This is a genomic window from Kineosporia sp. R_H_3 (assembly GCF_002198675.1).
Lineage (GTDB): Bacteria > Actinomycetota > Actinomycetes > Actinomycetales > Kineosporiaceae > R-H-3.
Window position 1 is genome coordinate 7,203 of the sequence record NZ_MWLL01000176.1, and the last position, 12,217, is coordinate 19,419.

Genomic DNA, 12,217 nt, shown 5'->3' on the forward strand with positions numbered 1-12,217 from the left:
TGCACTCGCACGTCGCGCCGCCGTGACCGTAGGGCGTCTGGTGGTCGAGGTCGCAGCGCCAGGCCGCTTTCCCGCAGTTGGGTCCGGTGCACGTCGGGTAGGCATGCTCGATGAGGAGCTTCAACCGTTCGCTGGCGACGTACCCGGGCGTGTAGGTGCTCTTCCCGACCCCGAGCACCGTGCCGTGCTCACCGTCGACCACGACGCACCGGAAGACGCCGTGCGTGACGAGGTCGCGGATCGCGTCGGCGGGGATCGGCCCGTACCCCTGCAGGGTGCCCGGGTCGTTCACCAGGCCCATCAAGGTCTCGGCCGACACGGTGACGTTCACGGCGACCTGCACGTCGGGCCAGGTGCTGGTGAACCAGTCCGGCGCAGACTCGTCGTCACCGTCCTCCGACGGGCCACTGTCAGTCCCGAACAAGCCGGCCTCGGGGACCGCGGCCGCGGCCACCGGTACTGCGCCGTCGTCAGGGACACACCCGGACGGGACCGGCAGCACATCCGCGGGCACCGGGAGGAAGCCGCTGGTGCAGCCGGTGACCAACAGGTCGTGCCGCAACTGGTCCAGGGTCCGTGGGTCGCCGTGCCGGCGCAGGTACCGGGCCGCCGCGTCCAGGCCGTTGTACGCGGCGGTGATCGCCTCACCGGGGCCGACGGCGGTGAACAGGGCGGCACCGTCGTCGGTGGTCTGGATGCTCACCCGGCGCCCCTTCCGGTTCCGCCGCCGACGCCTCACCTCAGCCTCCGCGTCCACGGCGAGGGACGCGGCGGTCAGGGCGGTGTCGAAGCGACCGGTCCCACCGTCCAGGACTCCGCGGGTCGCGTACACGAGGCGTTCGACGGCCNACCCGGGCCGACCGCGGTGAACAGGGCGGCGCCGTCGTCGGTGGTCTGGATGCTCACCCGGCGGCCCTTCCGGTTCCGCCGCCGGCGCCTCGCCTCAGCCTCGGCATCGACGGCGAGAGTGGCGGCGGTCAGGGCGGTGTCGAAGCGACCGGTGCCGCCGTCCAGGACTCCGCGGGTCGCGTACACGAGGCGTTCGACGGCCTGCGCGGCCTCGACGGTCAGCTCGCGGGTGCGGGACACGATCATCCGCAGCCGGGGCCAGTCCAACCGACCCTGCCGCAGGACCTGGGCGGTCATCGGGAGCTTCGCCTCGAGGATCAACGCGGTCGCGGCGTCGATGAGCGCATGGGCCTTGCTCTGAGTGATCCCCGCCGCCACCGCCAGTTCGAGGGCGACCGCGCCGTCGACGAGGACGTCCTGGTCGTCCATCACCAGCCGACCCGAACTGGTCCTGCGCGGCAACGACCGGGTCCGCCCCGTCCAGGCCGTGACCACCTTCGCGGCCAGCCCGACCTGCAACCACAGGGCATGGCCCTCCAAACGCCGGGCGGCCGCGAACCCCGCGACCGCACCGTCCTGCAACTCGTCGACGAACCCCACGGTCGCAGCCTGCTCCGGCGTCCACGCGACCGACCCGTCAAGGACCTCTTGGACCGCAGCGAGCGCCGCGGCGCCGGGCGCCCCGTCCAGCACGACCCGCCGCCCTGTCGCGTCCTGCCTGTTCTCAGCAGCGCCCTGCGCGGACAGCCGGGCCAGGTCGGCATCCCAGTCCCGCCGCGCACCCGGATCGGCCCACCACTGGTCGACCAGCCGGTCCACATACTCAGCCGCGAGAACCTGCTGCAGCTCCTCGCCCTGGTCCGGGCAGTCCGCCAGATCCGCTGCGGTCAGCCGGATCCCACCACCGAACAGGTCCGCGGGCAGCCCGTCGAGACCGGCGACCCCGACCCCCGCTGCGCCCTGCGACACCTGCTCGACCATGATCCAAGCCTAGTGCAGAATCAGACAGAAGTCGAACAGGTGTTCGAATCGAGAACGCGGCCCGAGGCCATGCGCTCAAGCACCAGGCCGCGACGTCCACCCCGAGGAAGAGAGGATCGGCCGGTGAAGAAGTACATCCTGTTCGATCACGACGGCGTCCTGGTCGACACCGAGCACTGGTACTTCAAGGCCGGTGAACGGGCCCTGGCGGGGATCGGTCTGACGCTCGACAGGGACCGGTACCTGACCGACATGAGCCTCGGTGCGGGCACCTGGGCCGCAGCCAGGGCGGCCGGGGTCGACGACCGCACCATCGACAGGCTGCGCGAGATCCGGAACGGCTACTACCAGGAGTACCTGCGCTCCGAGACGATCGAGATCGACGGCGTCGTCGAGGCCCTCGCAACGCTGTCGCGACACGTGCGGATGGCGATCGTGACGACGTCCCGGCGCGAGGACTTCGAGCTGATCCACCGCGACCGTCAGATCCGCCGGTACATGGACTTCGTCCTCGTCCGCGACGACTACGTGCGCGCCAAGCCCGACCCGGAGCCCTACCTGACGGCGCTCGAGCGGTTCGGGGCCCCGGCGGCCGAGGCCCTGGTCGTCGAGGACTCGTCCAGAGGGCTGCGGTCCGCGGTCGCGGCCGGGATCGACTGCGCCGTCGTCCACAACGAGTTCACGCGCTCGCAGGACTTCTCGCTGGCCCGGCACCGGATCCGCGCCCTGGCCGAGCTGGAGGAGATCGTCCTCGGCAGGGGCTGACGGCGCCGGTCACGCGTCAACCGCGGGTCCGCACCGTCTCGCACTCGTCCGGACCGGGCGCGACGCCCAAGGGCTTGTCCCCCAACGCCCGCAGCACCAGCCCGCCGACGAGCGGCGTCCGCGGCAGCATCGTGTGCGTCGTCGCGTCGTCGGCGCACACGTCCTGGAGCCGGATCGACAACGCGCCCTCGAGCACCGACGACGTCGCCGGTGCGATGACCTCGTCGCTCGCGCTCCACAGGCTCGTGAAGACCGGCCCCTGCGCGCCGTCCGCGACCGGGGGCTCGGGCAGGTCGGTGATCAGGTCGCTGGCGGGCCGCAGCTGCCGGCAGGCGTCGGGGCAGTCCGTGCCGTTGACGAGCAGCGCGACCTGGGTGCCGTGGTGCGGCGAGCCGATCGTCACGACGCGGCGGACGACGGCCGCACCACCCTGCTCGGCGACGAAGATCCGCGCGACGACACCGCCGGCGCTGTACCCGACGACGTCGACGGACGGCGCCCCCGCGGCGACCGCCTGCGTCGCGGCGAGGGCGACGGCGGCGGCCTGCCCGCGCAGGTCGCCGGTGCCCGATCCCGGGGTGTCGACCTCGACGACGGTGCGGCCACGGGACTCGAGCAGGTCGCGCAGCGCGTCGAGGTCGCGGACGTTACCGCCGTAGCCGGGCACGAGCAGCACCGTCCCGGGCACCGCCTGGTCGACCCCCGCGCGGGCCGGCGTCACGGCGCCGGTCGCGGGCACGGTCGCGGGCACGGACGCCGTCCCGCCGGACGACCCGCTCCCGCACCCCGCGGCCCCGGTCCCGACGAGCGCGACGGCGACGGCGAACGCCGCCGCGCGGATCCGCTGCCCCCGGGTGCCCATGCGCCCGACCCTAACCAACCCGGGTGTCGTCGAGGACGCCCGCGACGACGTCACGGATGTCACAGCGCGGGCCGTCGCCGGGTACGGCAGTGGCGCCGGCTCCCCACGGGGAGAGGGGCCGGCGCCACTGGTCGTAGGCGTCACACGTGACGCGTCACGGGATGTCGATGATCCCGACCGGGGGCGCCGTCACGGTGCGCGCCCCCTTCTTGCCGCCGAGCACGACCGTCCGGTTCGAGACGTTGTTGCTCGTGCTGCCCTCGACGAGGTTGCCGGCGGGGTTCGCCGTCACCCGGATCGTGTACGTGCCGTTCGGCAGGTCCGTGATGTCGAACGACTGGCCGGGCAGGAACTGGCCGTAGGTGTCGCCCCAGCCGGCGTCGAGGGTCTCGCGGATCGCGATCGACTGCTGGCTGCCGCAGGCCGTCGACAGGCCCGTCGAGTTCGGCTTGTACCGGGCGCCCTTGACCGTGAGGTCGACGGCGTCCGTGGGGGCGAGGCAGAACGACTCCTTCTGCGACAGGATCGCCTTCCCCGACGACGTGACGAGCTCGTACTTCGCGAAGTCGAGGAAGTGCCAGTGCTCGTGACCGCTGCGCGGGTCGTACTTCAGCGCCCCGGTGCCGGTCCAGCCGACCTGCTTGCCCTTGCTGTCGTAGAAGAACTGGTAGGCGTCCATGAGCGGGGCGCCGGGCTTGCGGTAGCCGTCGACGACGAGTGGTGCGGGGCCTGCGTTCCAGACGGTCGCCGCGAACGCCAGGTACTCGCGCGTCGACAGCGGGTCCTCGAAGTCGCCGATGATGCTCGCCCCGAACGCGGGCAGGGCCCGCAGGTCGGGCCGGTGGCCCTTCGGCACCTGGGTCGCGTTCGCCCGGTCCATGGCACCGGACGACGCGGCGAGCGGCGACACCGCGGGCGCGGCCGGCACCGGGACGCTCGCGGCACCGGGGCCGGCGAAGCCCGACGAGCCGTTCGCGCCGGCCGCCGACGAACGCCGCGGCAGCAGGCCGTCGGCGCGGCCGAGCAGCCCGGCCGGGACCTGCTTCGGGAACTGGCGCTTCGTGCCCGCCGCGGCGGACGGTCCGCCCGAGCCGGCGCGCAGCGCGGACGCGGCGGCCGCACCGGCGGCGCCGCCCTCGAAGCCGTCCGGGAACGGCACCTCCTTGACGACGACCTTGACGGTCACGGACGACGTCGCCTTGGTCGCGGCGAAGACCTTGCGCCACGGCGCGGAGATCGACGTCGTCACGGTGTAGGTGCCGTCGGGGAGCGTGTCCGGCTCCGGCTGGGACGGGTCGAAGCCGAAGAAGTCGCCGCCGACCGAGGACGCCCAGTGCGCCGGCAGGCCGGTGACCGCGCCGAGCGACCACGGGGAGCCGAAGCAGCCCTCGGCGTAGGGCGAGACCGCCTTCGCGTCCGGCTGCATCCGGGAGGCGGAGAAGCCCGCCGGGCACCAGGTCTGCTCCGACGTCGACACCGTCTTGCCCTTGGCGTCCTTGACCGTCTGCGTCGCGAAGCCGGTGAGCCCGGTGAAGCCGTCGACGAGCCCGGCGGGCAGCCGGGTGACGGTCCGCTGCCCGTTCACCTGGAGGATGAGGTCGGACGTGGGCGGCGTCGAGTAGTCCTTGCGCTTGGTGCGCACCTCGAACGCGGCGCCGCCGGTGACGCCGTACACGCCGATGTCACCGATGAAGACCGGCTCGTCGGGGTAGTGGCTGAGGGTCACGGTCTTCGTGGCGGCGACGAGCGAGACGACCGGCCCGGCCGGCGCGGCGGCCCCGAGCGCCGCCGCGGACGGCACGAGCGCGGTGAGCGAGAGCGCACCGACGGCGGACGCGACGACGGCCCGGCGTCGGCGGCCGGGTGCTGCGGGTACGGGCCCTCCGGCCCGCGAGTGTGGACTGCGCACAGTGTTCCCCTCCGAGTAGCGCCCGCGGCCGGACGCTGTGTGATCACCGAGACGCTCAGCATGCCGGGAAGGTTGCGTCCCGTCGTCAGACTTCGGAATGACGTCCGGGATGTCCCGTCTACCCCCACGGGTGGACCCGCTCCCGCCGGGGCCGGTGCCGCAGCGTGATGGACTGGCCTCGTGACGGACCCCCTCGGTGAACCCCTCCTCGGCCCCGTCGACGTCGCGGTCGTCGGGGCCGGCCCGGCCGGGGCCGCCGCGGCGCTCGGGGTGCTGCGGGCCTGGCCGGACGCCCGGGTCGTGCTCCTCGACCGCGCGGGTTTCCCCCGCGACAAGACCTGCGGGGACGGCATCGCGCCGCACGTCGGCGACGTCCTCGAGCGGCTCGGCGTCCCCGAGCTCTACGACGACCACGAGCCCGTCCACGTGCTGCGGCTCGGCTTCCTCGGCGGCACCGACGCGGTGGGCCGGATGCGCCGGCCGGCACGCGTCGTGCCCCGCGAGGTGTTCGACGCCCGCCTCGTCGAGGCGGCCGTCGGACGCGGCGCCCGGCTCGTGCGCCACCGCGTGCGCCGGGTCGGCCCGGTGCCGGGCGGCGTCGACGTGGACGGCGTCCTGCAGTGCCGGGTGCTCGTCGGGGCGGACGGCGCGCACTCCGTCGTCCGCACCGCCGCCGGGCTCGCGCCGCACCGCCGCGACCGGACGGCGATCGCGCTGCGCGGGTACGCGCCGGTCTCGCCGGGCCGCGAGCACGAGCAGGTCATCGCCTTCACGGACGACGCGGGCTGGCCGGCGTACGCCTGGTCCTTCCCGGTCGGTGACGGCACCGCGAACGTCGGGTACGGCGAGCTGCTCCCGGCCGTCGGGCCCGGGCCCTCGAAGGCCCGGATGCTCGAGCGCGTCGACGAGCTGCTGCCCGGCTCGGCGGACGGCGGCACCCGCTGGGCCGCGCACCACCTCCCGCTGTCCTCGGGCCGCGGCCGCCAGCCCGACGGCCGGATCCTGCTCGCGGGCGACGCACTGGGCCTGGTCAACCCGCTCACCGGGGAGGGCATCCACGCCGCGGTCCGCAGCGGTGCGCTCGCCGGCCTCGCCGCCGCCCGGGCCGCCCGGCGCGGCACCCCGGACGTCGCGGGTGCCACCTACCGGCGCGCGCTGCGGGCCGCGATGGGGACGCACCTGCTCCACATGGACGTGGTCACCCGGCTCGCCGTCGACCCGCGGACCGTCGCGGCCGGGCTCGACGTCGCGGGCCGCGACCCGCGGGTCTTCGACGCGTTCGTCGACATGGGTCTGGCGGACGGCGGCCTCACCCCGCACGTGCTCACCGGGCTCGTCCGCCGCGCCGGGGCCGACGGTCTGGCGAAGGCGCTGCTGGCCGCCGTCCGCGGGCGACGTGCGGCCTGACCCGGGGGACGGGCGCCGGGCCCGTGCCAGGATCGACCCGTGGACGACGCGACGGACCGTCCGGAGGACCACCTCGGTCACCCCGCGGTGCCCACCCAGGCCGTCCGGCTCGCGGCCCTGTCCCTGCTCGCGTACGCGGTCTTCCACCACCTCGGCACCTGGGTCGGTGCGCTCGGCGACGTCGGCGGTGCGGCAGCGCCCGGCGCTGATCCCGACCGCGGCGTGGCGACGACGCGCTGGGCCGACTGGCTCGACCTGCTGACCCCGTTCGCCCTGCTCGTGCCGGCCGCGCTCGCGCTGCGCGCGGCCGGGGCGGACCGGCGCTCCTGGTGGCTGCTCGGGACCGGGGTGCTGCTGTACGTCGAGGGTCACGGCATCCACCTCGCGGCGAACTCCGTCGGCAACGTCGCCCCGGGCCGGACGGCGCACCTGTGGGACGAGGTCGTCGGCCACCACCTGTGGTACCTCGGCTGGTACCTCGTCGTCGCCGCGCTCGCGCGCACGGTCGGGGCGCGGCCGTGGCCGGCGGTGGGCCGCCCCGCCGCGCTCGCGCTGGCCGTCGCGGTCGGCGCCACCGCCGGCACCAACGCGCTCGAGGGCGGCACCGTCGTCCTCACCGGCCTCGCGGCGGCGGTCGCGGCGGCCGCCGGGCTACGGCGCCGGACGACGCTCGCGGTCTGGCTCGTGCCGGCCGCCACGGTCGCGCTGCTCGTCCTCGCGGGGTGGGGCGTGTGGGCCGGGGGCTTCCCGCAGCCCTCCGACGTCGGCGTCCCGCCGCGTTGAGACCCCGAGCCGGGCGTGGGTCGCCCACGTGAGCGAGTACCCGACGAGCACGACCGCGTGGAGCACCCACAGCCACAGCAGGAGGGACGACGCGACCCCGACGCCGGTGAGCCCGCCGAACGGCCGGCCGAGGTCGAACGGGATCGCGAGGAAGACGAGGAACCCCTGGAGGAACCCCGAGACGAACGCCGAGGCGACGACGGCCCCGGTGAACGCGGCCCGCCACGACGGCCGCCCGGGGCCGACGACCCGGTAGGTCCACGTGAGCGGGGCCCAGAGGAGCACCCAGACGAGGGTGAGCGACAGGTAGGTCGCGAGCGCCCGGCCCCAGCCGCCCGGGCGGCCGTTGATCGCGGCGAGGGTCGGGGACGCGACGAGCAGCCCGGACAGCAGGAGCGGAGCCAGCCCGAGCAGGGGCAGCGTGGTGGCCCGGACCCACCATGTCGGCGGCCGGGCGTCGTCCGGCAGCGGCGCGAAGCGCGCGAAGGCCCGGCTCAGCCCCTCGCCGTAGGCGGTGCCCATGAAGACCGCGAGGACGACGCCGACCGGGGTCAGCGCGAGCCCGGCCTGGAGCAGCGCGTCGGTGCCGCGGCCGGCGCCCATCGCGACCGGCAGCGTGCTCGTGAGGCGCTCGCCGTACCCGGCCGCCCGGTCCCGGCCGAGCAGGACGCCGGCGAGCGAGACGGCGACGAGCACGGACGGGACGACGGTGAGCGCGCTGTAGAACGTCGCCGCGGCGGAGGTCAGCGCCAGGTCGTGGCCGCGCAACCGGCGGCGGGTGTCCCGCAGGACCGCGCCCGTCGCGTGCAGCGCGGCGCGGGTCGTGCGCGGCGGTGCTCCGGTCGTGACGCCCATCCCGTGATCCTGCGGCCGCGCGGGCCCCTCCGCAGACCGGCGCGGTCGCCGCGGGTGCGCCGTCCGGGCGGGAAGGCGACCTTCGGTGCGCATGCTCCCGAACGCGTGGATATCGTTCGGCCCATGGTGGAGGAGAAGGTGGCGGGCGGCGCGGTCCGCCCCGTCCGCGACCTCGCCCTCCCGCCGGGAGCGGCCTGGTTCCACCTCGCGACCGCGGTCGTCACGACGGCGGCGCTCGTCCTGCAGTTCGTGCTCACGACGACGACGACCGGGCAGCCGCTCCCGGTGCGCTGGCTGCGGCTCGCGAGCTACTTCACGATCCAGAGCAACCTGCTCGTCGCGGTGGCGGCGTGGGCGCTGTGGCTGCGCCCGGCCCGCGGGGTGCGGCTGCTCTTCAAGGTCGTCCGGCTCGACGGGCTGGTCGGCATCACCGTGACCGGGCTGGTCTACGTCGTCGTGCTCCGCCCGACCGTCGACCTCGACGGCTGGTGGGCCGTGGCCGACACGCTGCTGCACTACGTCGTCCCGCTGCTCGCCGTCGTCGGCTGGGCGGTCTACGGGCCGCGCCGCCGCACCGACCGCAGGGTCGTCCTGCTCGCCCTCGTCTGGCCGGTCGCCTGGTTCGCGTGGACGCTCGCGCACGGTGCGGTCGCCGGGTTCTACCCGTACCCGTTCGTCGACGTCGACGACCTCGGGTACGGCAGCGTGCTCGGCAACGCCGCGCTCGTCACGGCGCTGCTGCTCGCGGCCGCGGCCGCTTACCTCTGGGCGGACCGGTGGCTCGACGCGCGGGCCCGCCGGCCGCGGTGGATCGCCTGACCATGGACGCGCACCCGGTCTCCCGCGCCGTCGCCGCGGTCGAGGCGCTCGGCCTGCCGCACCGCGTCGTCCGGCACGGCCCGGTGCGCAGCCTCGCGGAGGCCGCGGCGGCCCGCGGTGTGGAGCCCGCCGACGTCGTCAAGACCCTCGTCGTCCGTCGTGGCGAGGGCGACTACCTGTTCGTCCTCGTCCCGGGCGACCGGACGATCTCCTGGCCGAAGCTGCGCGCCCTGCTCGGCGTCCAGCGGATGTCGATGCCGGACGCCGAGACCGCCAAGGCCGCGACCGGCTACGCACGTGGCACGATCACCCCGTTCGGCTCGAGCACCGCCTGGCCGGTCGTCGCCGACGAGCGGCTCGTCGGCCGCGAGGTGACCCTCGGGGGCGGCGTGAACAACACGGCGATCGCCATCGACGCGGGCGTGGCGATCGCGGCCCTGCAGGCGACCGTCGCCGACGTCACCGACCCCGAGAAGGAGCCCTCGTGAGCCAGACCCAGGCCGACGCCGTCGCCCTGCTGCCGGAGCTCGTCGCGCAGGAGGCCGACCTGCGCTTCCCGCGGTTCGACGAGGACGTCGCCTGGGCCCTCGGCGTCCGGCTCACCGAGGCCGCCCGCGCGGCCGGCCTGCCCGTCGTCGTCTCGGTGCGGCGCAACGGCCAGCGCCTCTTCCACGCCGCGCTCCCGGGCACGTCCGCCGACAACGACGCCTGGATCGACCGCAAGTGCCGGGTCGTCGACCGGTTCTCCAAGAGCTCGTACCGGGTCGGGACCGAGTGCCGGGTCCGCGGGCAGAGCTTCGAGGAGGTGTTCCGGCTCGACGCCGACACCTACGCCGCGCACGGCGGGGCCTTCCCGGTGAACGTCGTCGGGGTCGGCGTCGTCGGCACCGTCGCCGTGAGCGGCCTGCCCCAGGCCGACGACCACGCGTTCGTCGTCGAGCAGCTGCGGCACTACCTGACGACGGTCTCCGAGGGCTGAGCGGGCTCCGACGACGGCTCTGCGGGCGGTGCGGGCGCCCGCTCCATCTGCCGCCAGACCGGGAGGACGAACGGGGCCAGCGTCGCGAGCAGGTAGACCAGGCCCGCGACGACGAGTGCGGGCCGCAGGCCGAGGTGGGCCACCCCGAGCCCGCCGGCGAGCGCCCCGACCGGGATCCCTGCGAACGCGAGCGCACCGACCGCGCCGAGCACCCGGGCCTGCAGGTGCCGGGGGACCCGCTCGTACTCCACCGCGCCGAGGATCGGGTTGATCCCACCGGCGCCGACCCCGGCGAGGAAGCTCAGGGCGACGACGGGCACCGGGCTCGCGAACGCCGCCATCGCGAGCAGTCGCGGGGCGCCGGCCACGAGGAAGCACCACGCGAAGGTCCGGCGCCGCGACAGCCGCGGCGAGATCCACGTGAAGACGACGTTGCCGAGGACGGCGCCCGCCCCGAGCGCGCCGAACAGCAGGCCGAGGGTCACCGGGCTGCCCGTGACGTCCTGGGCCCAGACCGGTGCGAGGACGCTCGCGACCGCCTGGTCGACGAGGTTCGTCACGAGCACCAGCGTCGCGATGCCGAGCAGCAGCCGGTCACCCGCGAGGTGCCGGAACCCCTCGCTGAGACCGTGCAGGTAGCCCCGGACGGACGGTTCGTCGTCGGGGCCGGACGACGCCCCGCGGCCCGGTGCCGCGCTCCGCGGGACGAGCGTCACGACGAGCAGGGCCGACACGACGAACGTCGCGGCGTCGACGACGAGCACCGCCGGTGCGGACCAGAAGGCGACGAGGACGCCGGCCAGCGGCGCGCCGACCATGCCGGCGAGCCGGTTGACCCCGTCGGACAGGCCCGCGCCGCGCTCCATCGGGGCGCCGGCCCGCTCCGTCACCCCCGGGACCATGACGTAGCGCGAGGTGTCGCCCGCGCCGCGGACGGCCCCCGCGACGGCGACGAGCGCGCACAGCGGCGCGAAGGACAGCCCGACGGTGAGGTGCAGCAGGGGGACGAGCGCGACCGCGACGGCGGCGGCGAGGTCGGTCGCCACGGACAGGCGCCACGCGCCGACCCGGTCGACGAGGGGACCGCCGAGCCCCTGGACGAGCACGTACGGAGCCATCTCGGCGAAGGCGACGACGCCGGTCCGCGTCGCGCTGCCGGTCGTCACGAGGACGAACCACGGGATTGCGAGCATCGACATCCGGCTGCCGAGGATCGACACCCCCTCGGCGGTGAGGAGCCCGACGAGCCCGCGCCACGACCGGTCGGCCACCGTGCTCACCCGTCGGCCCCCGCCGGGTGCGGCCGGGCCGGCACGTGCGGCAGGACGTTGACCTGGACCGCCACCCGCTGCGTCCCGGCCGGCGCCTCGTCCCGGCGGTCGGGGTCGTCGTCGCGGTAGCGCCCGACGACGGCCTCGAGGTCGGCGGCGAGGGCGAGCGCCTCGTCGAGGGTGAGGCGCAGGGCGTAGTCGTTGAGGGTGAAGGCGCGCTGCCAGCCCGCCCCGAGGTCGTCGTCCAGCGTCGGCAGCGCGCTGATCGTGGCGCCGATCTGCCGGGCGTACCCGTCGGCGACCACGCGCAGGTACTGGTCGCCGACGGCGAGCAGCTCCTCACGGACGTCGTCGTCGGCCGCCGCGAGGGTCGCCCCGTCCGGGCCGTCGAAGGACGTCATCCGGTGCGCCGCCCGCCACCAGCGGTCCCGGCCGTTGCCGCGGGCGGCGTCCTCGAGGACGAGCCCGTGCCGCTCGAGCTGGCGCAGGTGGTAGCTCGTCGTCCCGGTCGACTCGCCGGTCAGCGCCGCGAGGCCGGTGGCGGTCGCCGGCCCCTCGGCCCGCAGGAGCCCGAGCAGGCGCAGGCGCAGCGGGTGGGCGAGGGCGCGCAGGGCGCGCGGGTCCGGTCGGACGACATCGTCGGGTCGGTCGGTCATGGGTCGACCCTAGACCGCGAAGAATTCTTTGCAAAGAGTTCTTTGCAGAGAAGTCGCGGGGGATCGCCGTGAACGTCCGGG

At 75.2% G+C, this 12,217-nt stretch carries 10 protein-coding genes and 2 pseudogenes; 5 read left to right on the top strand and 7 right to left on the bottom strand.

Translation table 11 applies throughout. The annotated features are described in order from the left end of the window. Both ECOMGDLI_RS19150 and ECOMGDLI_RS36890 read right to left on the bottom strand, forming a co-directional pair. Positions 1-703, bottom strand: a pseudogene (locus ECOMGDLI_RS19150) (hypothetical protein); the annotation flags it as partial. A gap of 146 nt (positions 704-849) precedes the next feature. Further along, positions 850-1,830, bottom strand: a pseudogene (locus tag ECOMGDLI_RS36890) (DUF222 domain-containing protein); the annotation flags it as partial. Between the two features lie 123 nt (positions 1,831-1,953). On the opposite strand from ECOMGDLI_RS36890, the gene ECOMGDLI_RS19160 reads away from it, so the two are divergent. Further along, positions 1,954-2,595, top strand: coding sequence for an HAD family phosphatase (locus ECOMGDLI_RS19160; RefSeq protein ID WP_088318475.1), 642 nt, complete (start codon positions 1,954-1,956; stop codon positions 2,593-2,595). Between the two features lie 16 nt (positions 2,596-2,611). On the opposite strand, the gene ECOMGDLI_RS19165 is transcribed toward ECOMGDLI_RS19160, so the two are convergent. Together ECOMGDLI_RS19165 and ECOMGDLI_RS19170 are read right to left on the bottom strand one after the other, a co-directional pair. Further along, positions 2,612-3,457, bottom strand: coding sequence for an alpha/beta fold hydrolase (locus ECOMGDLI_RS19165; RefSeq protein WP_088318477.1), 846 nt, complete (start codon positions 3,455-3,457; stop codon positions 2,612-2,614). Positions 3,458-3,611: 154 nt separating this feature from the next. Continuing rightward, entirely contained in the window at positions 3,612-5,366 is a 1,755-nt protein-coding gene (locus ECOMGDLI_RS19170; RefSeq protein WP_143447788.1) for a lysyl oxidase family protein, read from the bottom strand. 180 nt (positions 5,367-5,546) lie between these two features. Here ECOMGDLI_RS19170 and ECOMGDLI_RS19175 point away from each other — a divergent pair, with 180 nt between their 5' ends. Further along, the gene (locus ECOMGDLI_RS19175; protein ID WP_143447789.1) at positions 5,547-6,773 is read left to right on the top strand and encodes an NAD(P)/FAD-dependent oxidoreductase; all 1,227 of its coding nucleotides are present in this window, start codon (positions 5,547-5,549) and stop codon (positions 6,771-6,773) included. Between the two features lie 651 nt (positions 6,774-7,424). Here ECOMGDLI_RS19175 and ECOMGDLI_RS19180 read toward each other — a convergent pair. Further along, on the bottom strand, positions 7,425-8,411 hold the full coding sequence (locus ECOMGDLI_RS19180; protein ID WP_158221066.1) for a YhjD/YihY/BrkB family envelope integrity protein: 987 nt from the start codon (positions 8,409-8,411) through the stop codon (positions 7,425-7,427). Between the two features lie 123 nt (positions 8,412-8,534). On the opposite strand from ECOMGDLI_RS19180, the gene ECOMGDLI_RS19185 reads away from it, so the two are divergent. Genes ECOMGDLI_RS19185 through ECOMGDLI_RS19195 form a run of 3 tightly spaced genes read left to right on the top strand, consistent with a single transcriptional unit; the run spans position 8,535 to position 10,209 of the window. Continuing rightward, a complete protein-coding gene (locus tag ECOMGDLI_RS19185) occupies positions 8,535-9,230 on the top strand; it encodes a Pr6Pr family membrane protein (RefSeq protein ID WP_088318480.1) in 696 nt (231 codons plus the stop codon). Between the two features lie 2 nt (positions 9,231-9,232). Continuing rightward, a complete protein-coding gene (locus ECOMGDLI_RS19190; RefSeq protein ID WP_088318482.1) occupies positions 9,233-9,718 on the top strand; it encodes an aminoacyl-tRNA deacylase in 486 nt (161 codons plus the stop codon). Further along, positions 9,715-10,209 carry a heme-degrading domain-containing protein gene (locus ECOMGDLI_RS19195; RefSeq protein ID WP_088288076.1) on the top strand — a complete coding sequence of 165 codons (495 nt, stop codon included), beginning with the start codon at positions 9,715-9,717 and terminating at the stop codon, positions 10,207-10,209. Before ECOMGDLI_RS19190 ends, ECOMGDLI_RS19195 begins: the two co-directional genes overlap by 4 nt. On the opposite strand, the gene ECOMGDLI_RS19200 is transcribed toward ECOMGDLI_RS19195, so the two are convergent. Next, entirely contained in the window at positions 10,182-11,480 is a 1,299-nt protein-coding gene (locus ECOMGDLI_RS19200) for an MFS transporter (RefSeq protein ID WP_158221067.1), read from the bottom strand. The genes ECOMGDLI_RS19195 and ECOMGDLI_RS19200 overlap by 28 nt on opposite strands. 5 nt (positions 11,481-11,485) lie before the next feature. Further along, entirely contained in the window at positions 11,486-12,136 is a 651-nt protein-coding gene (locus ECOMGDLI_RS19205) for a winged helix-turn-helix domain-containing protein (RefSeq protein WP_088318484.1), read from the bottom strand. Positions 12,137-12,217: the final 81 nt, after the last annotated feature.